We start from the raw sequence: 24,300 nt of genomic DNA on the forward strand, positions 1-24,300 counted from the left end.
CGACCGGCGACGGGACCGTGCCGGCGCGGTCCTGGACGCCTCCTCCCGTCCGGGCGCGACGCCATGGCGCGCGAGACGCGGTGGCCCGGGAGGCGCCGTCGGGCCGTGCTCGTTCAGCCCGCCTGCGCGCCAGGGACGAGGTCCTCGCGCAGGTGCCGTGCATAACCACCCGGGGTGCGGCCGACCGAACGGCCCGACGTGAGGACGCAGCCCTCGTCGGCGGCCACGACGCGAGCGCCCACGGCACGGGCCCGCGCCACGAGGTCGACGTCCTCGTGCTCGGCGAGGGCAGGGAAGCCGCCCGCCGCGCGGTAGACGTCGCCGCGGACTCCGAGGTTCGCGCCGTGGACGTGACCGTTCGCGTGGCCCACGGGATGCGTCGCGAGCCAGGCCGCGCGCTGCGCGGGGGAGAGGTCGTCGAAGTCTGGGCGCACCGTGCCGACCACGAGGTCCGCGCCACGCTCGGCGAGCGCGACCTGGTGCAGGAGCCAGTGCGGCGGGACCGCCGAGTCGGCATCGGTGCTCGCGATCCACGACCGCTCCGGACGCCCCCGCCCGAGCAGGGCGCTCGCGGCCCGGACACCCTCCCCGCGGGCTGCACCCACCCGCCGGTGCCGTGTCTCGACCACCGTGAACGGGGACGACCGGGCGATCCGGGCCGACCCGTCGGTGCAGGCGTCGAGGACGACCACGACCGCGACCCGCACGACCGGCCGCTCGGCCCGCAACCGCGCCACGGCACCCTCGAGCGCGCCCAGGCAGCGAGGCAGCAGCTCCTCCTCGTCGTTCACGGGCACGACGACAGCCACTCGCGTCACACGGTCCGGTGCGCTCATGCCAGGCCCGCCTCGCGCGCGACCGACAGCGCCGGCGGCCTCGAGAAGACCTCCAGGACGAAGTCCTCCTCGACGTGCCGCACCAGGAGGGCGAGGTCGGCGCGCGCGCGAAGAGCCGCGTGCACGTCGTCGCCGCCCAGAGGGTACTCCGGGACCGGGTGACGCCAGTGGCAGGCGACGAGGACACCGTCCTGCGTCAACGAGCCCACGGCACGCGAGAGCGCGACCTCCAGGTCCTGCGCGCCGTAGTAGTACCCGACCTCGGAGAGCACCACGAGGTCGAACCGGTCCGCCGGCCACTCGTGAGGGGTCTCGAGCCGCAGCAGCTCGGCCCGGTCGCCGAGGCGCTCGCGGGCGACCGCGAGGGCGGCCTCAGCCACGTCGACGCCCACCATCCGGTCGCAGCGGTCGGCGAGGTCCGCGGTCAGGACCCCCGTCGAGCAACCGATCTCGAGGCCCGCCCGGAAGCGGCGACGCGGTAGCGCGGCGAGCGTCACGGCGCGCTTGCGCTTTTCGTACCACCGGGACTCGAAGCCCCAGGGATCGGTGCGGCCACGGTAGAAGTCGTCGAAGAACCGGGCCGGCAGGCTCGTGACCGCGCGCGAGCCGGCTGACCCGGCCGTCGGTCCCGGTCCTGCTGACAGGCTGAGGTCCTCGACGAAGACCTCGACGTCACGGTCTGCGTGGCGGAGCATCTCCGGGCCGACCGTGGCCGCGTCGCGCGGGTCCGGCGACAGCGGTTCCACCTGGGTCCGGTGCGCGGCCAGCGCTCGGACCTTCGCGGCGCGTTCCTCCGGTGCGAGCGGCAGAACCCGCATGTGCTCCGTGCCCCGCGGTTCGTCGGCCTCCGCCCAGTGCCACCACCAGACCGGGTACTCCAGGAGACGCGCGCCCCGTTCGCCTGCGACGGCGGCCGCCACCTCGCCGGCGATACGGTGGTCGCGGTGGCCGTCGCCGCGCCAGGGCGCGCACAGCACGACGGGTGACGGGCTCTCCCCGTCCCCTCCCGGACCCGCGCCGACGCCGGTCGAGGCCATGAGCCCGGACAGGCGACGGTGCAGATCGTCGCGCCGCTCGCGCAGGCCCCCGTCCGGCAGACCCAGGAAGACCACGGCCGCACCGGGCGCCACCTGGTCCACGGCATCCAGGAGCTCCCGGCGTCGCAGGCGCGCGAGCGCCTCCGGGGAGAACGTCGGCGAGCCGGGGTGCGAGCCCTCGCCGTCGGTCGCGACGACCACCGTGACCGCTGCTCCCTGGTGCGCGAGCCGTGCCAGGAGGCCGCCGGCCCCCAACGACTCGTCGTCGGGGTGCGCGGCGAGCACGACGAGGTCACGCACCGTCTGGGGGAGGTCGAGAGGCGGCAGCCGGTCGAGGAGGCCGCCTGCCCGCCAGGCCTGCTCGGTCGTGCCGACGTCGCGGTGGTCGAACGTCACCACGGAGACCGCCCGCTGGCCAGGAGGTCGCGGCCGAGCGAGGCGTCGTCGCGCTCGGCGTGGTGCTGGCGGACGTAGAGCTGGAGATCGGCGAGTCGGCGGGCGTACGCCTCGTCGGTGGTCATGGGACCAGGGCCGAGGGCGTGGGAGCACCGCTGCACGGTCTCCTCGACCGCGCGCGCGACGACGCCGCGCACCCTGCGGGCGAGCACCCCCGGGGCCACACCGGGGTCCACGTCGCCGTCGACGGCACGGCTCGCCTCGGCGAGCACGGTGCGGGCGCCCGTGAGCGCGACGTCGACCGCCCCGAGGTGGGCCAGGACGAGCTGGTCGGGCTCGCGGCGGCCGGTCGAGGCGTACAGCTCGCGGGCGAGCCCCACGGCCCCGCCCCACCAGCAGGCCGCGACGCCGATGCCGCCCCACGCGAAGCCGGGGCGGTCGAGGTACCAGCCGGGGCCCCCGACCGGGACGGCCGCGGCGCCGTCGAACCGTACGGGCGCACTGACGATCTCCGGGAACCCGCGCGCGACCCATGGGCCGTCGTGCGGCTCGACGCCTGGCGCCCGCAACCCGACGGCGAACAGCCGCCGCCCGTCCGTCGTCCACGCGGTCACGAGCGCGTGCGTGAGCGTCGCCGCGAGCGAGCACCACGGCTTGACGCCCGTGAGCCGCCAACCATCCGCACCCTCGCAGGCCTCGAGGCGCACGCCTGGTCCTTCGGCGGCGAAGACCCCCCAGGTGCTGCCCTCGCCGACGCCGATCGACGCCAGGTCCACGGCGTCCGGGGCCTGCGCCAGGATCGTGAGCGCGTCGAGGTGCGGTTCGAGGACGCGGGCGACCCCGACGTCGGCGGCGGCGGTCGAGGCGAGCAGCTCCCACAGGTCGAGCGTGCGCCCGGCGCCCGGGGACGGTGCGGTACGGCCGACGTCGGATGCCCAGGTCAGGGCTGCCGCGACGTCGCCGCTCATCGCGGGCACGGGGCCGATGGCCTGGACCAGCGCTCGTGCCTGGTCCGCGTCGCCTCGCGACGGATCGAGGACGACGACGTCGGACGGTGTGGTCGGTGATGCGGTCGAGCGGGGGGCGGCGTGCGGATCGGTCAAGGTGGTTCCTGTCGGCTCGGGGACCTCCGTAGTCAATCGCGGGGCCGCGCCACCCGCACGGCGGGCGTCGTGGACCGGCCGGGTGGTCCGCGGCGTCAGAGGTCGGCGGGGTCGTCCGTGACGTCGGTGAAGGCGACGTCGACGGCGACGGCGTCTGCCGGGGGAGCGAGCTCGCCGAGGATCTCGGTCAGCCGGGCGACCGTGCCGTCCCGGATCGTGGCGGCGAGGCGCAGGAGGGGTTCGTCGAACGCAGCGAGGGCCTCGATCGTCACGGTCGTGAGCTGGTCGGCGTCGTCGGTCGAGCAGGTGATGGTCAGCGGTGCGACCCGGGGCACGGCGGCCACGGTCTGGCGAAGGGCCGCGACCAGGACGTCGGCGGACACGACGTAGTCGACGGCGCCCGTGGCACCGGCAGTGCGTCCGCGGACGGGGGCCGACGGGCGGAACGCGGAGAGAGCCTGCAGCAGCGCGCTCTCGCGGGTGGCGACCCACCCGTGGTCGGTGTGTCGACGCAGAGCCTGGGTCGCGCGCACGAGGACGGCGTCGTCGTTCATCGCCATCCCTCCATCGCTGCAGCCAGGTGGGCGCGGGCTCGGTGCAGGAGCCCTCGCACGACGTCGTGCGAGGTGCCGAGGATCTCGGCGATCTCGGCGTAGTGCAGTCCTTCGACCTCCCGCAGGAGCCAGCACGACCTCTGCAACGGTGGCAGATCGAGCAGGGCGATGTCGAGGGCTGCGACGAGCGCGGCGTCCACGGCCCCCTGGTCGGGCGGGCGTGCCACGGTCTCCACGAGGTCTTCGGGGAGGGGGTCGGGCTGGCGCGCGGCGCGCGTCCGGTGCCGGTACGCCTGGCGGGTCGCGATCCCGAACAACCAGGTGCGGGGCGTGGACTCGCCCCGGAAGTCCGGGATCCCTGTCCATGCCGCGACCAACGTGTCCTGCACGCAGTCGGCGGTGACCTCCGGGTCGAGGACCATGCGTCGCACGTACCGGTAGAGCGCGGGCCCGTGGCGGTCCACCAGGACGGTGAACGCCTCAGGATCGCGCAGGGCCGCCCTGCGTGCGAGCGCCACGTCGGAGACGGACGCCCCCGCGCCGTCGGCCTCCCTCGACGTGTCCACCTCTCCGACGATATCCACGGCCGGGGCGCTCGCCAGTCGTGAGGACGCGTTGAGTGTGACGTAGATCACACACGGAAGGGTGTGACGAAACCGCTCGCCGCCGGCACCCACTTCCGACACGCCGCACACCCGGTCCCCGAGAGCGGCGGCCGCCGAGCACGAGGAGTCGACGATGAGTGAGCAGAGCACGTCCGCCACGGGTCCATCCACCTCAGGTTCCCCCACCCGGGACAGCGGGCCGGCAGCGGCGTCCGGAGGTGAACGAACCTCGGCCCTGGCGTCCGACCACGGCAGCACGACGATCGCCGACCAGGTCGTCGCCAAGATCGCGGGCATCGCGACCCGCAACGTCCAGGGCGTCTACGCGGTCGGCGGAGGAGCTGCCCGAGCGTTCGGGGCGATCCGCGAGTACATCCCCGGCACGGGGAGCGACACCACCTCTGGCGTCCACGTCGAGGTCGGGGAGCGCCAGGCTGCGGTCGACCTCGACCTGGTCGCCGACTACGGCGTCTCGATCGCCGACCTGGCCCAGGCCGTCCGGCGGAGCGTCATCACCTCGATCGAACGCATGACGGGACTCGAGGTCACCGAGGTCAACATCGACGTCAACGACGTCCACCTGCCCGGCGACGACACGGACTCGAGCAGCGACCGGCGCGCCCAGCGTGAGCGGGCGTCCGGCGAGGGCGACGACGAGGAGGGCGGCGGGCGAGTCCGATGACGAGTCCTCCGGGACCGTCGAGGCCGCCGTCCGCGGGCGGCCCCTCGCACGAGGCCGTCCCGACCCCGCGAGACGTGGTCGCCGCTCACGGTGAACCGCACGAAGGCGACCTGCCCGGGGGACCGGTGGCCCCGGCGTCGGGAGCCCCCGCCCAGGGTGCCGCGCCCGGCGCGGGTCCCCACCCGCGCGGCGACGGTGACGGCGACAGCGACCTGGCCGACCGGGTCGTGGCCAGGGTGCTCGCGGTACCGGGAGTCGTCCGCCTGCACCCGGGAGTCCTCGGCGAGGTCGCCACGTACCTGCCCGGGCGCGCCGTGCCCGGGGTGCGGCTCCGGCCCGACGGGACCGAGGTCCACGTCGTGGTCTCCACCGCACGCCCGATCCCGCCCGTCGCGCGGGACGTCCACGAGGCCGTGCGCGCGCTGGTGCGGCAGCCGGTTCGCGTCTACGTCGAGGACCTCGAGTCCCCGCCTCATCGCCGTCCGTCCGCTGAGCGGGCGCAGTCCTAGGAGAGCCCATGTCCGTGTCCACGACCGGCCTGTTCGCCGGCATCCTGCTGGCCCTCGCCGCGATCCTCGGCGGCTTCTGGGGATTCGTCCTCGCCGTCGTGCTCGGCGGGGTCGGATGGCTCGTCGCCGCCCAGATCGAGGGGCGCATCGACCTGGCCGCCGCGTTCCGCGGTCGACGCCATGTCTGACCCGACGCCGGTCGGCGCGCCCGCCGGTACGCCCCTCGGCGAGCCGGCCGCCCGGACCCAGGCGCTGCGGCCCGCCCCGCAGCGCGGGTCGCTGCGGGTGGCCGACAAGGTGGTCGAGAAGGTGACCCGCGCGGCGGTGCTGGGCGTGCCCGGGGTCGCTCCCGTCGCGACGACCGCGGGGACCGTGGGGCGGGCCCTGGGACGCAGCTACCCGCACGTCGCCTGCTCACGGTCCGGCGACAGGGCACGAGTCCGGCTCGAGGTCGCCCTCGTGTGGCCCTCCCCGGCCGCGGACGTCGCGCGGGCGGTGTGCGCAGCGGTGAGCGACCAGCTGCTGACCTTCGCCGGGGTGCACGTCGACGAGGTGCGGACGACCGTGGCACGGATCGTCGACCCGTCCGACGTCGAGACGTCCGGTCCGACCAAGGAGCCGCGAGTCCGATGAGCGCACCCGCTGCACAGCATGCCCAGGACGACCAGCACACCCGGCACGTGCCCGCCCCGGCGAGGGCACCCCGCGCCGCGCTCGTCCTGACCTCCTGGGCGTTCGTCCTGGCGATCGTGCTGCTGGCGGTCGCTGTCCTCGCCGGCCAGGCCGCGTTCGTCGCGCTCCGGGGGCAGGGGACCAGCTGGTTCGACTCCCTCCTCGAGTCCCTGGACGGCCTGCGGCCCGAGGCGTGGGTCGGGGTGGTGGGAGCAGTGCTCGCCCTGGTCGGTCTCTGGTTCCTGTGGCAGGCGATCCGCCCCCGCCCCCGGACGACACGGCGCGTGTCCGCAGCGAGCGGCATCCATCTGCGGGCGGCCGACATCGGGCGCTGGGTCGACGCCACGGCCCGCGACGTGCCGGGAGTCCTCGGCGCGAGCACGTCGGTCACGCGCCGCGCGGTTCGCGTCACGGTCCGCACGACCGGGTCGCCGGACATCCTCGACGACGTCCGCGACGAGGTCGCCCGCCAGCTCGGGGCGCTCGAGCAGCCGCCCGCCCTGACCGTCCTCGCGAGCGACGGGGGACGGCCATGAACAGGACCGTCCTCCGGCTCGACCGCGCACTGCTCGCCCTCGCGGGCCTCGTCCTGCTCGTCGTCGGCGTCGGCGCCGTCCTGTGGGCCACCGGGACCCTGTCGCAGGTCGTCGACGGCGTGCCCGACGCGCTCGACACGGGGGGTGTCGCGCAGGCCACGGCCCAGCCGTGGTGGCCGTACGCCACCGGTGCGGTCGCCGTGGTCCTCGCCGTCGTCGCCCTGTGGTGGATGCTCGCGCACCTGCCCGCGCGCTCCGTCCCCGAGCAGGACCTGCCGGGCTCGACCCGCACGGCCCGCCTGCGGATCTCCCGGGGCGCCGTGGCCGACGCGACCGCCCACGCCGCCCGTCAGCTCCCCGAGGTCAACCGGACGAGCGCCACCCTGCGCGACGAGGGGCGGGAGCTCGTCCTCAGCCTGCTCGTCACGGTCGACCCGGCCACCGACCTGCCCGCTCTCGCCGGGCGGCTCGACGACGTCCTGGCCGACGCCGCGGTGGTCCTCCCCGACGGGCGCCTCCGGTCCCGCACGACCCTGCGGATCAGGACGCGTCGCCGCGCGGACCGCTCGGCCCGCGTGGAGTAGTCCTGCCGGACGCAGGGCGGGCTCGCGCGCCGCTGGTCTCAGTCGACGGTCGCGGGCGGCACAGGGCCGCGCGTGACCGCGACGACGGCGACGTCGTCCTCGCGACCCGCGTCGTCGAAGACCGAGACCAGGCGCTCGCACATCGCCGTCGGGCCCACCCCGGCGTTCTCCCCGGCGATCACGGCGAGCCGGTCGAGGGCGTCGGCCAGCGAGGCGCCGCGGCGCTCGACGAGCCCGTCCGTCACGAGCACCAGCAGGTCACCGGGGCCCAGGACGTCACGGTGAGCGGGACGCACGTCCGGGTTCGGCAGACCGAGGAGTCGCGAGCCGGCCTTCGCGACCACCACCGACCCGTCCGTGCGCACGACGAGCGCCGGGAGGTGGCCGGCGTCGGTGATCTCGACCGCGCCGGTGCGTGGGTCGAGCACGCTCACGCAGACCGTCGCGTACTCGGTGTGGTCGTGACGCAGCGCCTCGTTGAGGAGGTTCAGCGCCGTCTGGGCGTCGTGCCCCTCGCGGAGGTAGGCGCGGAGGGTCAGCCGCACCTCTGCCATGACCATCGCGGCGCGCAGCGAGTGGCCCTGGACGTCGCCGATGACCACCGCGACCCTGCCGTCGGGCAGGTCGAACGCGTCGTAGAAGTCTCCCCCCACGTCCAGACGGGCGTCGGAGGCCTCGTAGCGCGCGGCGACGTCCACCCCGCCGCCCACCTGCAGGCTGGACGGCAGGAGCGCCCGCTGCAGGGCGAGCGCGATGCGCTGCTCCTCGGCGAACGTCCGCAGGTTGGAGAGCGCGACCGTCGCGGCCTCGGCGAACCGACCGGCGACGCCCTTCTCCTCGTCCGAGAGGGAGCCGTCGCCCTCGCCGACCTGGATCCCGAGGCCCCCGACGAGCGCGCCGCCGCTGTCGACGAGCCACATGGTCCACCACCGTGACGGGTCGATCCCCGCCTCCCGCAGCAGAGGCTGCCAGGGAGCCGGGACGTCGTCGGGCTCGAACACCATGGGCAACCCGTCGCCGGGCGCGACCACGGGATGCGTACCGCGCCCGCGGACCAGGGCGGAGCGTTCGGCCGCGCAGACCGAGCGCAGCACGACCCCCGTGTCGGCGACGACCATCGCGACGACGACGCGTCCCAGCACGGCGCACGCGCCACGGGCCGTGTGGTCGACGATCGCCTCGTACGAGCGCGCCTCGTGGAGGGGCACGAGGGCGTTCGCGAGCGCCTCGAGCCGTCGCGCCCGCCGTCCGGCCCCGCGCTGCGCGTCGTGCCGACGGCACAGGGCGCTGATGGTCGCGAGGAACTCGTCGCGGTCGAGCGGCTCGGGCAGGTAGGCGTCCGCGCCACCCTCGAGACCCGCGGTGCGGGAGGCCGCGTCGACGGCCGTCGCCGAGACGTGCAGGACGGGGATGTGGGCGGTGGCCGGGTCGGCCTTGAGCCGCCGGCAGACCTCTCCGCCGGGGATGTCCGGGAGGTTGACGTCGAGCACCATGGCGTCGATCTGCGACGTGGTCCGCACGAGCGCCTCGCTCCCCGTCGCCGCCTCGATCACCTCGAAGCCCGCGCGGCGGAGCCAGCTCGCCATGACGTAGCGGTGCGCCGCGGTGTCGTCGACCACGAGCACCGTGCGGGCCGGGCTCATCGGCCCTCCTTCGCGCGCCGCAGCGTCGCGACGAGGTGGTCGCGGGAGATGCTCGCCTTGGGGAGGAACAGGACCCCGGCGAGGTCCTCGCGCGGCGGCAGGGTGGCGCTCGACATGAGCACCGTCGCGGTCGCCGGGTGCAGGTCACGGATCCTCGCCCTGAGCGTCGGGCCGTCCATGCCGGGCAGACGCACGTCCAGGAGGGCCAGGTCGGCCGCGCCGTCGTGCAGGAGCGCGAGTGCGTGCGCGGCGTCGTGCGCGACGCTCACCCGCGCGGCGTCGCCCTGCAGCAGGGCGACGAGGACGGACGCGAACGCCCTGTCGTCGTCGACGACGAGCACGTGCCCCAGGTCGTCCGTCGGGGGAGTGGCGTCGACGGGCAAGGCCCCGGCAGGGGCGTCCTGGGGCCTCTCGTCGAACGGGAGCGAGGGCAGGCGGAGGGTGAAGGTGCTCCCGTTGCCGAGCCGCGAGGACGCCTCGAGGGTGCCGCCCAGCGCCTGCGCCGCGCGTCGGGCGTAGGGCAGGCCGAGCCCGGTGCCGCGCACCGAGGGCTGCAGCCGGTTCGGGACCTGGACGAACTCCTCGAACACCGACTCCACCTGCTCCTCGGGGATCCCGAGGCCGGTGTCCCGGACCTCGAACCGGACCAGGTCGCCCTCCGTCTCCGCCGTGAACTCGATGCAGCCCTCGTCGGTGAACTTGGCCGCGTTCGCGAGGAGGTTGCGCAGCACGCGCGCGACGAGGCGCCGGTCCGTCACGAGAGGGAGCCGGTGCGTGGCGACCGTCCGCAGCGTCACGCCGGGGCGCAGCAGCGGGAGGGTCGTGCCGTGCAGCTCGTCGAGCAGGCGTGGCACGTCGACCAGGGCGGGCTCGACGTCCTCGTGGCCGGCTTCCGCCCGGGCCAGGTCGAGCAGCTCGTCGACGAGCTGGAGCATGGTCGTCGCGCTCTCGCGCAGGAAGGTCACCTGCTGGGCCTGGTCCGCGTCGAGGTGGGAGTCCACGAGCAACGACGTGAGCCCGAGGATCGAGTTCACGGGCGAGCGCAGCTCGTGGCTCACGTTGCGCAGGAACCGGGTCTTGGCCTCGTTCGCCGCGGTCAGCTCGCGCCCACGCTCGTCGAGCTCGGCGTAGAGCGCGACGACCCCCGTGTTGGTCTCCTCGAGCTCGGACGAGAGCTGGTCGTACATCGCGAGCACGCCCCGGTTGGTCTCCTCGAGCTCGTCGTTGAAGCGCCGCAGCTCTTCCTTCTGGTGGGTCAGCTCGTCCAGGGTTCGCACGAGCTCGCTGTTCTGCACCCGGAGCTCGTCGAGGGCGTCGGCGACGTGGGCCGCGGCGGTGGAGCGTCGCACCGCAGCGAGCCAGGCCTCGTCGATGCGCGCGGTCGTCCCGAGCGGCTTGGTCAGGACGACCCGGGCGCCCGTGGGATCGATCTCGAGCCCTTTGACGAGGCGTCGGGCGGCAGGCACACCACCGTCGCTCGAGTCGCCGTCGAGCACGAACGGCACGTCCGGCGTGAACTCGGCGCGCAGGGTCGCGTGGGGGACACCGGGGATGACCGCGATGACGACGTCGGCGATCCCTGTCGAGACCGCTGCCCGGCCGATCTCCGAGAGCGCGGTCGCGACCCGCACCTGGTCCTGGGTGTCCATGCCGAGCTGGCGGCAGATCTCGCGCCCGGCGCGGCGGAGCGCGAGGACGTCGGCGTCGGAGCGAAGCTGGGTCACGAGGAGAGGCATGGTCACTGCTCCAGCCAGGTGACGGGCAGCACCGCCACGCAGGAGTCGTCGGGGCGGACGGCATGGTCGCGGTGCAGGACACCGGAGATCACGAGCGGGGAGCGGGTCGCGAGCCCCGGGTAGTCGGCGAGCGACCAGCGGTTGGTGAGCCCGTCGCTGTGCAGCACGACGACGTCGCCCCGCTCGACCGGGTACGTCGTCTCCCGGAGGGGACGCCCGGGCACGCCCGCGATGCCGGGGTGGCTGACCAGGCCGCGCGTTCGTGCGCCGTGGACGGTCCCGGAGATGTTCCCGAGACCCGCGTGGCGCAGCACCCCGCCGTTCACCTGGGCGACCGAGACGGCGGCGCCGCGCGTACCGGGCAGGGCTCGGTGCACGCGTTCGAGGAGTGCGACCGGGGGGCCGGCGGGCGCATCGAGGAAGGCACGCACGGCGGCGCCCGAGGCGGCCGCGGCCAGCGAGCCGTGGCCCAGCCCGTCCGCGACCATGAGCGTCGGCACGCCGTCGTCGTGCCGGACGGCGAACGCGTCGCCGCACGCCTCCTGCCCGGTCATGGCCCGGGTCACACCCGTCGGCGGGGCGGGCGACACCGACGGTCCGGCGTGCTCGGCGAAGGTCGCCGCGATGACGGTCCCTTGCCCGGGAGCGGTCCACGCGTCCCACGACGACGCGAGGCGCGGCAAGGTGCCCAGCCCGATGCCGAGGGTCCCGCTGCTCGAGACGCCGTCGCGCATGGCCGCCATGATGTCGCGCATGCCGGGACCCGAGTCCACGGCGAGGGTCTCGAGCTGCGCCTGGTCCCCGGTACGACGCACCCGGACCAGCACGGCACCCGAGCCCGCGTGCCGGCACTGGTTGGTGGCCAGCTCGGAGACCACGATCCCGATCTTCGCGGACCGGTCCTCGTCGAAGCCCAGGTCGCGTGCGGCGGAGGTTGCCGCGCGGCGGACCCGGCCGACCGCGGACGGGTGGTCCACGGTGTACCAGGTGCCGTTCTCGACGATGCTGCGACGCTCGTCGACGCCGCTCGCCGCCGTCATCGGGACCAGGTCGCGATCTCGACGCGAGTGCCTGCGCCCGGAGCGGTGTCGATCGCGAAGTGCTGCACGAGCCGCCGTGAGCCGGACAGACCGAGCCCGAGCCCGCTCCCGCTGGTCCACCCGTCGGTCAACGCCAGGTCGAGGTCGGGGATGCCCGGGCCGTCGTCCTTGAAGACCGCGCGCACGCCGGTCCGCACGCCGTCGACGGCGAGCTGGACCTCGGCGTCACCGCCGCCGCCGTAGACGAGGGTGTTGCGCGCGAGCTCGCTCGCGGCCGTGACGAGCTTGGTCTGGTCGACCAGGGAGAGGCGTGCCTGCTGGGCGAGCGCTCGGACGAGCTGGCGCACCTTGACGACGTCGGAGTCCGTCCGGATCGGTACGTGCTCGACCGTCGTCGTCGGCGCGCTCATCCCTCCTCGCGCTCGACGGCCCCGAGCAGCACGTCCTCCGGGAACTGCTCCACGGGGGCGAGGAGGGCCAGGGCGCGCTCGACGTCGAGCGCCGTGCGGACGTCGCCGAGGGAGAGCCCCAGCTCGACCATGGTGATCGCGACCGCCGGTCGCATGCCGACGACGACCGTCGTCGCGTCGAGCACGTGCGAGATGCCCGCGATCGACGCCAGCATCCGCCCGATGAACGAGTCGACGATCTCGAGGCCCGAGATGTCGATGATGACCCCGCGCGCACCCGTGTCCGTGATCCGTTCGGCGAGGTCCTCCTGGAGCCGCAGCGCGGTGTCGTCCTGGAGGTCGATCTGGATCGAGACGAGCAGCGTCGAGCCGATCTTGAGGATGGGGACGCCGTCGGTCATGCGGGGAGCCCGACCTGCCGAGCCGCACGGGTGGCGCGCAGCGCGTCGACGAGGGCGTCGGCGAGGGTGGCGCGCGTGCGGATGTCACCGAACTCGATGCCGAGGGCGACGATGGTCTGGGCGATCTGGGGCCGGATCCCGCTGATGGTGCACTCGGCGCCCATGAGACGGGCAGCGACCACGGTCTTGAGCAGGTGCTGGGCGACCTGGGTGTCCACGGCGGGGACCCCCGTGATGTCGATGATCGCGTGCTCGCTGCCCGTGTCGACGAGCGTGTTCAGCAGCTTCTCCATGACGACCTGGGCGCGGGCAGAGTCCAGCGTGCCGACGAGCGGCACCGCCACGATGCCCTCCCAGAGCTTCACGACGGGCGTCGAGAGCTCGAGCAGCTGCTCGGCCTGCTCAGCGATGATCGCCTCACGCGCGGCGGCGAACGTCTCGAACGTCAGGAGGCCGAGCTGGTCGACGAGCCGGAGCAGCGGTGTGATGTCCACGTCCGCAGATGCGAGCGGGTACAGCCCTTCCTTGAGAGCGAAGATCCCGATCGCCGTCTCCCGAGGGGTGAACCCCAGCCGGGCGCGCGTCGCCGAGACGTCCGCGAGGATGCCGCGGAGCTGGTCGAACGCAGGGTCGGCCAGTGCGATCCCACCGGACCGGAGGCCGTCGAGCAGCGCGTCGAGGATCTCAGCCTGCTCACGGTCGAGCTCTCCCCGCGAGGTGCGGCCGTGGAGCTCACGGGCGGCGGCGTCGAGCCACACACCGCGTACGCGCTCGGCGTGCGCGGCCAGTGTCTGGGCGAGGGTCTCGGGTGCAGCTGTGGCGACGTCGGCCATCGACAATTCCTTCCAAGAGTCTGCCTCCCGCTCAAGGTCTCCAAGCAGTGGCGAGGGCCAAGTGTACTCAGGAGCGACCACCTCCGAGGACGACCCATGGCCCGTGGACGCCCCGCTGAGACGCGGCGGCCCGATCCTGGCTCGCTAGCCTTGACGCGTGAGCCTCCCTGACGATCCTGGTCTCCCGCTCGAACGCCCGTACGATCCCAGCCCGGCACCGGAGGGGGGCGTCGACGCAGGGGCGCAGCCTCCCACGGACAGCGTGGACCCTCGGCGAGGCGTCGGCGGGTGGGGGCTCCCCAGGCTCGACTCGCTCGTGCCGGACCGTCTGGCAGACCGGGCCCGAGCGGCCCGTGCGGCGGTCGGGGCCGCGCACGCGAGCGTCGAGGCGGCGTGCGAGACCGTGCGCGAGACCGGACGACGGCTGCGCACCCCGGGGGCGCTCCTCGGCCCACCGGTCCCCGCCGTCGGCGTCCCCTCCGCGCCCGAGATCCTCGTGCATCGCGGCAGGGCCGAGGTCGCCGCACTCCTGCCGCGGTCCGTCGAGCTGCCGATCAGTGCTCCCCGGGGCGCCCTCGCGCCGCTCGGATGGACCGGAGAGCTGGACGTCGTGGGCAGCGAACCCCTCCGTGCCCTCGTCCGGCGTTGCCCGCCGGCGCGGATGTCGACGGGGCAGATCGCCAGCGGCGTCGTCGATACGCTCATGGACGTCTCGGCGTCGAGCGACGACCCTCGGACGGTCGAGCTGCTCGACCCTGCCGGGCAGGTCCTGCTCCGCAGCACGCCCGGCGCGCGTCGGCTCCGGGGCGGCGGATGGACTCTTCGGCAGGTGGCTCTCGCGGACGGCAGCCCGGTCGCCGAGGTCACCCGGGCGACGCGAGGGGCGCGCGTCCGCGACGTCGTCGCCGCCGGTCCGGTCGGTGAGGTGACGGCGGTGACGGAGGCGTGGGACACGACCTGTCGTCCCCACGTCGGACGGGTGTGCCGCGGGCCTTTCGAGCTCGCTTCGGTCCGCGAGCACGCAGGTGGACGATCGCTCACGATCAGCGCTCTCGACAGCGACGCCGACGCCCTCCTGGTGTGGGCCGCCGTCCTGTCCTGGTGGGGCGCCGCCTGACGCGGCCGGCCCGGGTGGAGGTGCCGCTCGCCGTGGACACGGGTCGGCCGCGGGCCGGCTCCGCCTGAACGGTGCCCGCGCCAGGCCGGACCCGTGGTGGCACACTCGTACAGGTGTCAGACCAGCCTTCCGCACCGACCCGTCCTGCGCCGCTCCCGCGCCGCCGACCCGCGCCGCCCACGACCGCGCGCCCGCTCCCGCGCCGGAGGGCGACGCCGCCTGCGCCGGACACGTTCGTCCGGGTCGTGACGGTCGCGGACGTCCAGGTGTCGAACCCCGCCGCAGTCCTCGCGGCAGCCGCCGCGGCGGGATGGTCGCCCGGAGAGGGATCGGACGCAGAGCGGCTGCGGTCCGCCCTCGAGCATCTCGCCGCGGATCGCGCGGCGCTCGACGGCGCCCGCGTGCTGGCCACCTCGTCCACGGCGCAAGCGCTCGATCTCACGGCTGGAGATGCGCTCGCGGACGAGTCGGCCGAGCTCGCGGCGTGGGTCAACGCGCAGGCAGGCTGACCCCGTCGGCAGGCTGACGCGCCGGGCTCCTCGGTGTGCGTCACGGCGCACGGGGCAGCAGGGGCCTCGGGTGTCACGAGGACGATCAGGACCACGACACGACCGTGGGGCGGGGTGCCCCTTGACAGTGAGATGTCAGGTCTGCCAAGGTTCGCCAGGACGATTAACAAATGGGGGGCTGTGCACTGAACCGCACGTTCGCACGGGGCCTACGTCACGCACCGACGCTGCTCGGAGGATCGGGTCTGCCGGCAGGCGTGCTCGAGGAACGCCCGGCGAAGAGCATCGTTCAGCGTCGCGTGGCCGCAGCACGGACGCTGGACACGTGGTGAACGCCGTCGAGCTCGTCCGAGGCCCCCGCTACGGGCATCCGAACTGGACCCAGGGTCATCGGTCCGCCAGCGGGAACGGTGGCTTCTCCCTGTGATGAACGTCGATCTGCGTGGATGGGCACGGGTCGGAGCCGCCACCCTCGCCGTCGTCGTGCTCGCCTCTGGCTGCGCGAGCGACAGCGTCCCTGTTCCTCCCGGACTGGAGACGTGCGCACCCCGGTGGGAGCCTGTCGCATCAGGCGACCTGCCGGACGCCGGCGCGGCGAACCCCGGCGCGACGCTGGCGTCCGGCAGCTTCACCGAGGGCGCGCACCTCGCCACCAAGGGCGCGGCGAAGCTGACCGAGGGCAGGGACTACTCGCTGTCGCTCACGATCACGATGACCGAGTTCCGCGGACGACTGGCACCGCGCGTCGAGACCGTCGGCGAGGACTGCTCGTTCGTCGCGACGTACGGCACCGAGCTCGAGGGCGATGCACTCCTGCCGGAACAGACCGACCTGGTCCACATGTCCGGAGAGGGCGCCGTCGTCTTCGGAGAGGTCAGTACCGGTGCGCCCGGGCAGGTCTCGACCTTCACCCGGCGCGGGGACCGTCTGGCCTGGCTCGAGACCCGCAGCACCAACCTCGACGAGTTCGACTGGCGGGTGCGTGCGACTCGGATCGGCGACGACGCCCCGACCCTCGTCGCGGACTACCGCGACTTCTACCCGGGTGGTGCGACGCCACGGATCATCGGGATCGATCCGTACCTGTCCATGAGCACGAGCAGGCTCGCCTGGAACGCAGCCTCGAAGGCGGGCGGGAGGAGCGATCTCCTGAGCGCGGACCTCGCCGGAGACGGAGATGTCGAGGTGCTCGCCGAGAACGTCATCGTTCACGCAGGTGACGCCGATGGCATCTACTTCGCGAGGTCCCAGGAACAGGGGGACCGGCTCGCGTCGGAGATCGTCTTCTCCCCGGACAACGGGGACCAGCAGACGCTCGCGACCATGACGACCCCGGTGGACCGTCCCATCATCGCGATGGCGGTCTCACCCGAGGTCCTCGTCTGGGCGGTGGCGTCAGGATCCGAGCCGGACGGGATGACGACGGTCGATGCTCAGCTGTACGTCATGGACCGGACGACGCAGGTCACCACGATCATCGACACCGGCACGGACTGGTTCGGCCCCGTCTCGCTGTCCGGCAACGTCCTCGCATGGGGCGCAGGTTCCGGGAACGGGGACGCGGGCGAGTACCTGCACTACGTCGGGACGAACGCGATCTACAAGCTCATCGACGCTCCGGGCCTGAGCGACGTCGTAGTGCGTGGCGACGTCATCGCCTGGCGGTCGTCGACGGCCGGCGTTGCTGCCTTCAACCTGGGCAGGCTCACGCCGGCGGGATGAACGCGGGCCCCTCCACTTCGCCGGCCACCCGTCGGGGAAGGGCCACGACGACGTCCAGGTGCACCTTCGTCACGGGCTCGGACGCCGGTGCCTGTCGTCCCCTGCGGCAAAAGTGTGGCACCCCGGTCGCCACGTCGGGCGGCCGGGGTGCCATCACTGCAGGTCAGGAGCTCGCGACTACCACCGCGAGCACCGACGATCAGAGGTCGTAGTACAGCTCGAACTCGTGCGGGTGCGGGCGCAGGCGGATCGGGTCGACCTCGTGCTCGCGCTTGTAGGTGATCCACGTCTCGATGAGGTCGGGCGTGAAGACGTCACCGACCGTGAGGAAGTCGTGGTCGGCCTCGAGGGCGTCGAGGGCTTCCTCGAGCGAGGCGGGAACCTGCTGGATCGCTGCGTGCTCCTCGGGGGGCAGCTCGTAGAGGTCCTTGTCGACGGGCTCGGGCGGCTCGATGCGGTTCTTGATGCCGTCGATGCCTGCGAGGAGCTGTGCGGCGAACGCCAGGTAGGGGTTGGCCGTCGGGTCGGGGACGCGGAACTCGACGCGCTTCGCCTTGGGGTTGTTGCCCGTCACGGGGATGCGGATGCACGCGGAGCGGTTGCGCGCCGAGTAGACCAGGTTGACGGGGGCCTCGTAGCCGGGCACCAGGCGACGGTAGGAGTTGACCGACGGGTTGGTGAAGGCGAGCAGCGCGGGCGCGTGCTTGAGGAGGCCGCCGATGTACCAGCGGGCGAGGTCGGACAGGCCGCCGTAGCCCTTCTCGTCGTAGAACAGCGGCTCGCCGTCCTTCCAGAGGGACTGGTGCGAGTGCATGCCCGAGCCGTTGTCGCCGAAGATGGGCTTGGGCATGAAGGTCGCGGACTTGCCGGCCTCCCAGGCGACGTTCTTGATGACGTACTTGAACTTCATCAGGTCGTCGGCCGCGGCGGTCAGCGTCGAGAAGCGGTAGTTGATCTCCTGCTGGCCGGCGGTGCCCACCTCGTGGTGCGCGCGCTCGACGTCCAGGCCGACCTGGTCGAGGACGGCGCACATCTCGTCGCGCAGGTCCGCCATCTGGTCGTTGGGGGAGACGGGGAAGTAGCCGCCCTTGTAGCGGGTCTTGTAGCCGAGGTTGCCACCCTCCTCGACGCGGCCGGTGTTCCAGGCCGCCTCCTTGGAGTCGAGGTGGTAGTAGGACTCGTTCTGGCTCGTCTTGAACCGGACGTCGTCGAAGATGTAGAACTCGGCCTCGGGGGCGAAGAACGCGGTGTCGGCGATGCCGGTGCTGCGCAGGTACGCCTCGGCCTTGAAGGCGACGTTGCGCGGGTCGCGGGAGTACGCCTCGTCGGTGAAGGGGTCCACGATCGAGAAGTTCACGATGAGCGTCTTGCGCTTGCGGAACGGGTCGATGTAGGCGGTCGTCACGTCGGGGATGAGCTTCATGTCCGACTCGTGGATCGCCTGGAAGCCGCGGATCGAGGACCCGTCGAACATCATGCCGTCCGTGAAGGCGGACTCGGCGAACTGCGAGATCGGGATGTTGAAGTGCTGCATCACGCCCGGCAGGTCGCAGAACCGGACGTCGACGAACTCGACGCCCTCGTTCCGGGTGAAGGCGATTGCCTCCTCCGCGTTCTTGAACATCCGTAACTCCTTGGTAGTGGGTCCTCTGGCCGTACCTCCAGTGGCGCCTCGAACCTAGGCCCCAGGGGTTTCCCGACCGTGTACCGAATGTTTCGGCGGTGTTACGCACCGGCGTGCCGTGTGACATCGGCGAGACGGCGTGCGGCGGGACTCCCAGAACCAGGACGAACCGGACGGGCGCCGGAGCCCTCCTCCGCGGCACGTAGGCTGGTGCCGTGGTGTCGCGTGAAGATGTGGGTTCCTGGCTCGAGGGTACGCCGACCGGCGGGGAGAACGACCGGGGTGGTCGGCTCGGCCTGCCGCCCGACGGTCCGGGCTCGTTGGCGACGGTCGGCCGTCGCGTGGTCGCGCTCGTCATCGACTGGGTGCTGTGCCTGCTCATCAGCTTCCTGCTCTTCGACGAGAACCCGATGGCGACGCTCGCGGTCTTCGCGCTCGAGAACCTGCTCCTGGTGAGCACGCTGGGCTACACGATCGGCCACCGGGTCATGGGCCTGCAGGTGCGGGTCCTGGGCGGTGAGGGCCGCATGGTGGGCCTGTGGCGCGGGTTCGTGCGCACGGGCCTGCTGTGCCTGCTCATCCCGGCCGTGGTCTGGGACGGCGACGGCCGCGGCCTGCACGACAAGGCCGCGGGCACGGTCATCGTCCGCGCCTGACGCGGGCCCGGCTGCACTGCCCGCCGTACCGGCGCGGTGCCCGACGGCGTCGCTCCCGTCCGCGCGCCGCTCCGGTTCGACCCGGGGTTCCTCCGGGTGTCCACCCGACGAGCGTGTGCCGCCAGGAGAGCCTGTACCGCCGACGTGCTGCGGCGGGATCTCTCATGGTCCGTAGCCCGTGGCGGGCTCCGCGGTCGGTGAGGCGTGCTCCCGCTCGCCGCGGCGCCGTCGGGCGATCCTGGCAGCCGGGCCGCTGCCGCGCTGTCCCCGGCCGTGCAAGAGCGTGTCCACCCCCTGACCGCGAGTACGTCTCCGGGCGCGACCGTCCCCTGACGCCGACAGCCCGCCGACGGAGGACCGTCGACGGGCTGCCGGTGCGGGCAGAGCAGGCTCAGCGCCCGCGCATGCCCTTGCGGTCGGGACGGGCGCGCGTGGGGTCGATGCCCTTGGGGATGGGGAGCTTGGCGCCGCCCAGGGCGCGCAGGCGCTTGCTGACCTCGGCCGTCTCCGGCTTGGTCAGCGTGGGGCGCAGCTTCTGGACCGTGCGCGCGAGCTTCTTGAGCGGGACCTGGCCCTCGCCGTTGCCGCACTGGATCGTGGTGACCGGGACGTTGGGCAGGACGCGCGTGATACGACGCTTCTCGCCGTCGAGCAGCTTGGCGACGCGGTGCGTCGGGCCCTCACCCACGAGTACCACGCCGGCGCGACCGACGCCGCGGAACACGAGGTCCTGCTGCGGGGTCAGGGCGACGGGCTCGTCGTCGAACGTCCAGCCGCGGCGGATGGTGCCGAGCGCGGCGCGCGCGGCACCGGGCTGGCCGTCGATGCGGCTGTAGGCCGCGGTCTCGGCGCGGCGCGTCAGGACGAACAGCGAGCCGAGGAACGCGAACGGCAGACCCACGATGAGGGTGTACACCCACGGGCCCCAGGCCAGGCCGATCCCGATCGCGACCGCGAGGATGCCGACGAACACGCCGAGCATGATCCACGTGACCGCCGGGTCCTCGGCGCGCGTCATCTTGTACGCGTCCCAGACCTGGTGGTACCAGCGCTGCTTCTTCTGCTTCTTCGGCTTGGTGCCGTCGACCCCGGTCGAGGGGGCGGTGCTCTTGTTGCGGGCCATGGTGCCTCAGTCTAGTGGTGGCGGAGAGTGCTCCGGTGAACGGGCGGGGACGGCGGCGAGCCGGACCCCACCCCCCGATTCTCTCGCACGTCGGCGGGGGAGAGGGAGCAGGGACCGGCTCGCTGTCGGGCAGGTCCGGACCGGGTTGGTCGTGGTCCGGAGGGAGGTCAGCGGGCCAGCAGGCTCGCCGCCTCCTGACGGGCCGTCGTGGGCTCGGTCAGGTGCGCGAGCGCAGCGGGGATCTCCATGCCGCGACGCTTCATGGCCTGGCCCCACAGCCGCCCCGCGCGGTACGAGGACCGGACCAGCGGTCCGGACATGACGCCCAGGAAGCCGATGCGCTCGGCCTCGTCCGAGAGCTCGACGAACTCCTCGGGCTTGACCCACCGTGCGACCGGGTGGTGACGCAGCGACGGGCGCAGGTACTGCGTGATGGTGATGAGGTCGCAGCCTGCGTCGTGGAGGTCCTGCAGGGCCTCCTTCGCCTCGTCGATCGTCTCGCCCATCCCGAGGATGATGTTCGACTTGGTGACCAGACCGGCCTCGCGGGCCCGCGTGATGACCGACAGCGAGCGGTCGTACCGGAAGCCCGGGCGGATCTGCTTGAAGATGCGCGGCACGGTCTCGACGTTGTGCGCGAGCACCTCCGGGCGCGACTCGTTGACCGCGTCGAGCAGCTCGGGGATCGCGTTGAAGTCCGGGATGAGCAGCTCGACACCGGTGCCCGGGTTGAGCGCGTGGATCTGCCGGACGGTCTCCGCGTAGAGCCAGGCGCCCCCGTCGGCCAGGTCGTCGCGCGCGACGCCCGTGATGGTCGAGTAGCGCAGGCCCATGGCCTGGACCGACTCCGCGACGCGGCGCGGCTCGTCCGCGTCGAAGTCGGCGGGCTTGCCCGTGTCGATCTGGCAGAAGTCGCAGCGACGCGTGCACTGGTCGCCGCCGATGAGGAAGGTCGCCTCGCGGTCCTCCCAGCACTCGAAGATGTTGGGGCAGCCGGCCTCCTCGCAGACCGTGTGCAGACCCTCCTTGCGCACCAGGCCCTTGAGCTCGGTGTACTCGGGTCCCATGGTCGCCCGGGTCTTGATCCACTCGGGCTTCTTCTCGATGGGGGTCGCGGCGTTGCGGGCCTCGACCCGCAGCATCCGCCGCCCTTCAGGTGCGATCGTCACGCGTCTCTCCCAGTCCGTGGTGGGCTGTGGCCCCCCTGGAGTCGTGCCCGGTTTCGGGTGAAAGTCAGACTACGCCAGGAGCCTCGTCGAGGCGGGGGGTGTCCACGGGGCCCCGGTGGGAGCGCAGCGACAACCCCGTGACGACCAGCAGTACGGCGGCCACCGCGGGCAGGGCGAAGGCCGCCGCGGTCCCGACGTCCTCGGCGACCTGACCGCCGACGCTCGCGCCGAGCGCGACGCCCACGACGTTCGCGCTCGCGAGCATCGTCATCGCGGCGCCGCTGCGGCTGCTCGGGCTGAGGTCGCCGCCGACCGTGAAGATCGTGACCATGACGGGCCCCACGAACAGGCCCAGGAGCGCGAGGGCGCCGATCAGCGTGCCGAGCGACCCGCTGCCGCCCGCGACGAACGTCAGCAGAGCGGTCACCGTCAGGCCCGACGCGAACGAGACCCAGCGCGACCGTGCACCGAACCGTGCGGGCAGGGCGACGACGGCGAGCGCCGTGATCGCCGACCCGAAGCCGAGCACCGCGTAGACCAGGCCCGCCTGCTCCTCGGCCCCCGCGTCGCGCATGAACGACGTGACGGCCGTCTGGGTGCTGCCGAACAGCATGCCCATCGCGAGCATCCCCAGGACCGGGACCAGCACACGGCGGAAGAGGCCTACGAACGACCCGTGGGCGTCGTGGCCCGCAGCGGACTGCGCCGCGGGCGAGGGCGCCGGGGCGCCGGGCGTCGCGGTGGGGTGCAGCGCGAACGCCAGGCCGAACACCGCGCACACCGCGGCCGCGAACAGCATCGCGGCCTGCGGGGACCACACGCTCGCGAGGATGCCGACCAGGGCGGGGCCGAGCACGAACCCGATCTCGTCGGCCGTGCTCTCGTAGCCCATCGCGGCGAGCAGGGTCCGCGGGCGGTGCTGGGTCATGGCGATCCAGCGCACGCGCGCGAGCGGGCCGATCTGCGGGGCGAACGCGCCCACGAGCGCGGCCGCACCGAGGATCACACCCGAGGGTGCGCCCACGGTCGCGGCCTGGACGAGCGCGATCACCGCCAGGACGTCCAGGGGCACGACGACGAGGAGCACCCTGCGCTGCCCGACCCGGTCTGCGACGGAGCCCTGGGTGGGGCCCCCGAGCGCGGTACCGACCGCGGCCGCGGCGCTCGCGAGACCGCCGAGGGCGAGCGAGCCGGTGGTCGTCGAGACCAGGAGCAGCGTGCCGATCGTGATCATCGAGAACGGCAGGCGTGCGAGGAAGGCGACGGGCAGGAACGCCTTGCCGGCGAGGCGGGGGAGCTCGCCGTACGTGGCGAGGGTCCCGCGACGGGGCTCGGTGTCCGGGGGCGTCGTGGGGGAGCCGGTGGCTCCCGGGGTGGTTGCGGGCGCGCCGGGTGCGGGGCGCGCGGGCGCGAGGGGACTGGGAGTGCGGGTCATGAGGGTCCTTCAAGGGTCCATCGATCAGCGCACCGACCCACCCGTACTCCGGTTGCGCAGCGATTCCCTTGAGGTGAGACCCATTCTAGCGGCGAAGGGCGCAGAACGGGAGGGGGCCGCGCCGCGGGCACACCTGCGGCGCCGTGCGCGGTGCCGGGTCCAGGTCTGATGCAGGCCCGGTCCAGGCCCGGTTCAGGCCCGGTTCAGGCCCGGACGGTGTCCGCCTGCGTCGGCGGGACCACGGCCGTGGCGGCGAGCAGCGGCACCAGGTGCTCGCGCAGCGCCTCGACGAGGAGCGGGGTGGCCTCGGCGATCGTGACCTGCCGCCCGGTCTCGAGCGTCAAGGAGGTCACGTCGGCGTCGGCGATGCCGCACGGCACGATCCGGGAGAACTCCCCGAGGTCGGGGCAGCAGTTGAGCGCGAGGCCGTGCATGGTCACGCCGCGCGCGACGCGCACGCCGATCGCGCAGACCTTGCGCTCGCGGCGGGCCGCCGTCGCGGCGAGCCACACGCCGCTGCGCCCCTCGACGCGGTGCGTCGTGAGGCCCAGCGCGGTGCACACGTCCATGACTGCGGCCTCGAGCGCGCGCACGTAGGCGACGACGTCGACGGGCTCGGCGAGCCGGACGACCGGGTAGGCCACGAGCTGGCCCGGGCCGTGCCAGGTGATCTTCCCGCCGCGGTCGACGTCGACGACGGGTGTGCCGTCGTCGGGCCGGTCGGCGAGGTTGGTGCGTCTGCCCGCCGTGTACACGCTCGGGTGCTCCACGAGGATCACGGTGTCCGGGCTGATGCCGTCCACGACCTCCTGGTGGAGGTGGCGCTGGAGGTCCCAGGCGTCCTGGTAGTCGGTCAGGCCCGGCCCCTCGGTGCGCAGATGCATGCGGTCAGGCTAGTCCTCGCCCGGGCGCGGGTGGGCCTCGACCATGGTGATGAGGATCTCACGCAGCGTCGCGATCTGGTCCTCGGTCAGGCCCCGGGTGCTGAGCTGCTCGGCGGGTCGCGGGTTCGCGGCGGCGAAGGCGGCCGTGCGGCCGGTCGGCGTGATGGCCACGGCGCGGCGGCGCCGGTCCGTCGGGTCGTCCTCGCGGGTGATGTACCCCGAGCGTTCGAGGCGGGCCAGGACGCGGCTCATGGTCTGCTCGGTGATGTGCGACTCGGCTGCGAGCTGACGCTGGGTGCGGGGGCCGGCAAGAAGGTGGAGGAGGACGGGCATCGAGGCGTGGTTGAGGTCCCAGCCGTCGAGGTGGTGGTTCCACTCGCGCTCGATCCGACGGGTCACCGCCGACAGGAGCCGGCCTGTCGGCCAGTCCTTCGGTTCCCTGCTGACCGGGTTGCTGTCCACTTGCTTCTGAGACCTCCGTCGT

General features: G+C 73.4%; 27 protein-coding genes. 10 read left to right on the forward strand and 17 right to left on the reverse strand.

The annotated features are described in order from the left end of the window. Positions 1 to 113: 113 nt before the first annotated feature. The 5 genes from NHG27_RS14000 to NHG27_RS14020 all read right to left on the reverse strand — a co-directional run bounded on the left by NHG27_RS14000 (position 114) and on the right by NHG27_RS14020 (position 4,492). Positions 114 to 836, reverse strand: a complete 723-nt coding sequence (locus NHG27_RS14000; protein WP_497016695.1) for a glycosyltransferase family 2 protein — start codon at positions 834 to 836, stop codon at positions 114 to 116. Further along, a complete protein-coding gene (locus tag NHG27_RS14005) occupies positions 833 to 2,269 on the reverse strand; it encodes a PIG-L family deacetylase (protein WP_497016696.1) in 1,437 nt (478 codons plus the stop codon). The genes NHG27_RS14000 and NHG27_RS14005 overlap by 4 nt, the downstream gene beginning before the upstream one ends. Continuing rightward, positions 2,266 to 3,372: an acyl-CoA dehydrogenase family protein gene (locus NHG27_RS14010; RefSeq protein WP_497016697.1), complete on the reverse strand. Its 1,107-nt coding sequence runs from the start codon at positions 3,370 to 3,372 to the stop codon at positions 2,266 to 2,268. The genes NHG27_RS14005 and NHG27_RS14010 overlap by 4 nt, the downstream gene beginning before the upstream one ends. A 95-nt stretch (positions 3,373 to 3,467) precedes the next feature. Further along, on the reverse strand, positions 3,468 to 3,926 hold the full coding sequence (locus NHG27_RS14015; RefSeq protein WP_497016698.1) for a hypothetical protein: 459 nt from the start codon (positions 3,924 to 3,926) through the stop codon (positions 3,468 to 3,470). Further along, positions 3,923 to 4,492 carry an RNA polymerase sigma factor gene (locus NHG27_RS14020; protein WP_497016699.1) on the reverse strand — a complete coding sequence of 190 codons (570 nt, stop codon included), beginning with the start codon at positions 4,490 to 4,492 and terminating at the stop codon, positions 3,923 to 3,925. The genes NHG27_RS14015 and NHG27_RS14020 overlap by 4 nt, the downstream gene beginning before the upstream one ends. Before the next feature lie 172 nt (positions 4,493 to 4,664). On the opposite strand from NHG27_RS14020, the gene NHG27_RS14025 reads away from it, so the two are divergent. The 6 genes from NHG27_RS14025 (at position 4,665) to NHG27_RS14050 (ending at position 7,514) form a co-directional block, all read left to right on the forward strand. Then, complete coding sequence (locus NHG27_RS14025; protein WP_193720296.1) at positions 4,665 to 5,213, forward strand: Asp23/Gls24 family envelope stress response protein; 549 nt, start codon at positions 4,665 to 4,667, stop codon at positions 5,211 to 5,213. A 74-nt stretch (positions 5,214 to 5,287) separates the two neighbouring features. Beyond that, entirely contained in the window at positions 5,288 to 5,722 is a 435-nt protein-coding gene (locus NHG27_RS14030; RefSeq protein ID WP_497016700.1) for an Asp23/Gls24 family envelope stress response protein, read from the forward strand. A gap of 8 nt (positions 5,723 to 5,730) precedes the next feature. Next, positions 5,731 to 5,910 (forward strand): DUF2273 domain-containing protein, encoded by a 180-nt coding sequence (locus NHG27_RS14035; RefSeq protein WP_193720295.1) that lies wholly within the window; start codon positions 5,731 to 5,733, stop codon positions 5,908 to 5,910. Continuing rightward, positions 5,903 to 6,355: an Asp23/Gls24 family envelope stress response protein gene (locus NHG27_RS14040; RefSeq protein WP_497016701.1), complete on the forward strand. Its 453-nt coding sequence runs from the start codon at positions 5,903 to 5,905 to the stop codon at positions 6,353 to 6,355. Before NHG27_RS14035 ends, NHG27_RS14040 begins: the two co-directional genes overlap by 8 nt. Then, positions 6,352 to 6,930: a DUF6286 domain-containing protein gene (locus NHG27_RS14045; protein WP_193720293.1), complete on the forward strand. Its 579-nt coding sequence runs from the start codon at positions 6,352 to 6,354 to the stop codon at positions 6,928 to 6,930. Before NHG27_RS14040 ends, NHG27_RS14045 begins: the two co-directional genes overlap by 4 nt. Next, a complete protein-coding gene (locus NHG27_RS14050) occupies positions 6,927 to 7,514 on the forward strand; it encodes a hypothetical protein (RefSeq protein ID WP_497016702.1) in 588 nt (195 codons plus the stop codon). The genes NHG27_RS14045 and NHG27_RS14050 overlap by 4 nt, the downstream gene beginning before the upstream one ends. 38 nt (positions 7,515 to 7,552) lie before the next feature. On the opposite strand, the gene NHG27_RS14055 is transcribed toward NHG27_RS14050, so the two are convergent. From NHG27_RS14055 to NHG27_RS14080, 6 genes are read right to left on the reverse strand one after another with little or no spacing between them, the layout of a single operon-like run. Continuing rightward, complete coding sequence (locus tag NHG27_RS14055; RefSeq protein ID WP_497016703.1) at positions 7,553 to 9,157, reverse strand: SpoIIE family protein phosphatase; 1,605 nt, start codon at positions 9,155 to 9,157, stop codon at positions 7,553 to 7,555. Beyond that, positions 9,154 to 10,893 (reverse strand): ATP-binding protein, encoded by a 1,740-nt coding sequence (locus NHG27_RS14060; RefSeq protein WP_497016722.1) that lies wholly within the window; start codon positions 10,891 to 10,893, stop codon positions 9,154 to 9,156. Before NHG27_RS14060 ends, NHG27_RS14055 begins: the two co-directional genes overlap by 4 nt. Before the next feature lie 2 nt (positions 10,894 to 10,895). Then, on the reverse strand, positions 10,896 to 11,933 hold the full coding sequence (locus NHG27_RS14065) for an ATP-binding SpoIIE family protein phosphatase (protein WP_497016704.1): 1,038 nt from the start codon (positions 11,931 to 11,933) through the stop codon (positions 10,896 to 10,898). Continuing rightward, positions 11,930 to 12,343: an ATP-binding protein gene (locus NHG27_RS14070; RefSeq protein WP_193720288.1), complete on the reverse strand. Its 414-nt coding sequence runs from the start codon at positions 12,341 to 12,343 to the stop codon at positions 11,930 to 11,932. The genes NHG27_RS14065 and NHG27_RS14070 overlap by 4 nt, the downstream gene beginning before the upstream one ends. Next, entirely contained in the window at positions 12,340 to 12,744 is a 405-nt protein-coding gene (locus NHG27_RS14075; RefSeq protein WP_193720287.1) for an STAS domain-containing protein, read from the reverse strand. The genes NHG27_RS14070 and NHG27_RS14075 overlap by 4 nt, the downstream gene beginning before the upstream one ends. Beyond that, positions 12,741 to 13,577: an STAS domain-containing protein gene (locus tag NHG27_RS14080; RefSeq protein WP_497016705.1), complete on the reverse strand. Its 837-nt coding sequence runs from the start codon at positions 13,575 to 13,577 to the stop codon at positions 12,741 to 12,743. The genes NHG27_RS14075 and NHG27_RS14080 overlap by 4 nt, the downstream gene beginning before the upstream one ends. 157 nt (positions 13,578 to 13,734) lie before the next feature. Between NHG27_RS14080 and NHG27_RS14085 the strand changes: the two genes are divergently transcribed. The 3 genes from NHG27_RS14085 to NHG27_RS14095 all read left to right on the forward strand — a co-directional run bounded on the left by NHG27_RS14085 (position 13,735) and on the right by NHG27_RS14095 (position 16,925). Next, on the forward strand, positions 13,735 to 14,694 hold the full coding sequence (locus NHG27_RS14085) for a hypothetical protein (RefSeq protein ID WP_497016706.1): 960 nt from the start codon (positions 13,735 to 13,737) through the stop codon (positions 14,692 to 14,694). A gap of 113 nt (positions 14,695 to 14,807) precedes the next feature. Then, on the forward strand, positions 14,808 to 15,203 hold the full coding sequence (locus NHG27_RS14090; protein ID WP_497016707.1) for a hypothetical protein: 396 nt from the start codon (positions 14,808 to 14,810) through the stop codon (positions 15,201 to 15,203). Positions 15,204 to 15,629: 426 nt separating this feature from the next. Next, on the forward strand, positions 15,630 to 16,925 hold the full coding sequence (locus NHG27_RS14095; protein ID WP_497016708.1) for a hypothetical protein: 1,296 nt from the start codon (positions 15,630 to 15,632) through the stop codon (positions 16,923 to 16,925). Between the two features lie 199 nt (positions 16,926 to 17,124). On the opposite strand, the gene glnA is transcribed toward NHG27_RS14095, so the two are convergent. Next, a complete protein-coding gene (gene glnA / locus NHG27_RS14100; RefSeq protein ID WP_193720281.1) occupies positions 17,125 to 18,549 on the reverse strand; it encodes a type I glutamate--ammonia ligase in 1,425 nt (474 codons plus the stop codon). 215 nt (positions 18,550 to 18,764) lie between these two features. Here glnA and NHG27_RS14105 point away from each other — a divergent pair, with 215 nt between their 5' ends. Then, the gene (locus tag NHG27_RS14105; RefSeq protein ID WP_193720280.1) at positions 18,765 to 19,205 is read left to right on the forward strand and encodes an RDD family protein; all 441 of its coding nucleotides are present in this window, start codon (positions 18,765 to 18,767) and stop codon (positions 19,203 to 19,205) included. A 391-nt stretch (positions 19,206 to 19,596) separates the two neighbouring features. Here the strand turns inward: NHG27_RS14105 and NHG27_RS14110 are convergent, their stop codons facing one another. From NHG27_RS14110 to NHG27_RS14130, 5 genes are all read right to left on the reverse strand, one after another. Next, the gene (locus tag NHG27_RS14110) at positions 19,597 to 20,328 is read right to left on the reverse strand and encodes a DUF4191 domain-containing protein (RefSeq protein ID WP_193720279.1); all 732 of its coding nucleotides are present in this window, start codon (positions 20,326 to 20,328) and stop codon (positions 19,597 to 19,599) included. A gap of 167 nt (positions 20,329 to 20,495) precedes the next feature. Further along, complete coding sequence (gene lipA, locus NHG27_RS14115; protein ID WP_193720278.1) at positions 20,496 to 21,497, reverse strand: lipoyl synthase; 1,002 nt, start codon at positions 21,495 to 21,497, stop codon at positions 20,496 to 20,498. Between the two features lie 64 nt (positions 21,498 to 21,561). Beyond that, complete coding sequence (locus NHG27_RS14120; RefSeq protein ID WP_497016709.1) at positions 21,562 to 22,932, reverse strand: MFS transporter; 1,371 nt, start codon at positions 22,930 to 22,932, stop codon at positions 21,562 to 21,564. Between the two features lie 203 nt (positions 22,933 to 23,135). Further along, on the reverse strand, positions 23,136 to 23,816 hold the full coding sequence (gene lipB / locus NHG27_RS14125) for a lipoyl(octanoyl) transferase LipB (RefSeq protein WP_497016710.1): 681 nt from the start codon (positions 23,814 to 23,816) through the stop codon (positions 23,136 to 23,138). 9 nt (positions 23,817 to 23,825) lie between these two features. Further along, entirely contained in the window at positions 23,826 to 24,278 is a 453-nt protein-coding gene (locus NHG27_RS14130; RefSeq protein WP_193720275.1) for a MarR family winged helix-turn-helix transcriptional regulator, read from the reverse strand. Positions 24,279 to 24,300 lie beyond the last annotated feature (22 nt).

It is taken from the genome of Oerskovia sp. 140933 (assembly GCF_059651515.1).

Coding starts and splice junctions, on each gene's coding strand:
- NHG27_RS14050 (WP_497016702.1), top strand. CDS start 6,927: ATGAACAGGACCGTCCTCCGGCTCGACCGCGCACTGCTCGCCCTCGCG.
- NHG27_RS14080 (WP_497016705.1), bottom strand. CDS start 13,577: ATGGCCGACGTCGCCACAGCTGCACCCGAGACCCTCGCCCAGACACTG.
- NHG27_RS14025 (WP_193720296.1), top strand. CDS start 4,665: ATGAGTGAGCAGAGCACGTCCGCCACGGGTCCATCCACCTCAGGTTCC.
- NHG27_RS14055 (WP_497016703.1), bottom strand. CDS start 9,157: ATGAGCCCGGCCCGCACGGTGCTCGTGGTCGACGACACCGCGGCGCAC.
- lipB (WP_497016710.1), bottom strand. CDS start 23,816: ATGCATCTGCGCACCGAGGGGCCGGGCCTGACCGACTACCAGGACGCC.
- NHG27_RS14015 (WP_497016698.1), bottom strand. CDS start 3,926: ATGAACGACGACGCCGTCCTCGTGCGCGCGACCCAGGCTCTGCGTCGA.
- NHG27_RS14075 (WP_193720287.1), bottom strand. CDS start 12,744: ATGACCGACGGCGTCCCCATCCTCAAGATCGGCTCGACGCTGCTCGTC.
- NHG27_RS14065 (WP_497016704.1), bottom strand. CDS start 11,933: ATGACGGCGGCGAGCGGCGTCGACGAGCGTCGCAGCATCGTCGAGAAC.
- NHG27_RS14120 (WP_497016709.1), bottom strand. CDS start 22,932: ATGACCCGCACTCCCAGTCCCCTCGCGCCCGCGCGCCCCGCACCCGGC.
- NHG27_RS14035 (WP_193720295.1), top strand. CDS start 5,731: ATGTCCGTGTCCACGACCGGCCTGTTCGCCGGCATCCTGCTGGCCCTC.
- glnA (WP_193720281.1), bottom strand. CDS start 18,549: ATGTTCAAGAACGCGGAGGAGGCAATCGCCTTCACCCGGAACGAGGGC.
- NHG27_RS14040 (WP_497016701.1), top strand. CDS start 5,903: ATGTCTGACCCGACGCCGGTCGGCGCGCCCGCCGGTACGCCCCTCGGC.
- NHG27_RS14095 (WP_497016708.1), top strand. CDS start 15,630: ATGAACGTCGATCTGCGTGGATGGGCACGGGTCGGAGCCGCCACCCTC.
- NHG27_RS14070 (WP_193720288.1), bottom strand. CDS start 12,343: ATGAGCGCGCCGACGACGACGGTCGAGCACGTACCGATCCGGACGGAC.
- NHG27_RS14045 (WP_193720293.1), top strand. CDS start 6,352: ATGAGCGCACCCGCTGCACAGCATGCCCAGGACGACCAGCACACCCGG.
- NHG27_RS14000 (WP_497016695.1), bottom strand. CDS start 836: ATGAGCGCACCGGACCGTGTGACGCGAGTGGCTGTCGTCGTGCCCGTG.
- NHG27_RS14110 (WP_193720279.1), bottom strand. CDS start 20,328: ATGGCCCGCAACAAGAGCACCGCCCCCTCGACCGGGGTCGACGGCACC.
- NHG27_RS14060 (WP_497016722.1), bottom strand. CDS start 10,893: ATGCCTCTCCTCGTGACCCAGCTTCGCTCCGACGCCGACGTCCTCGCG.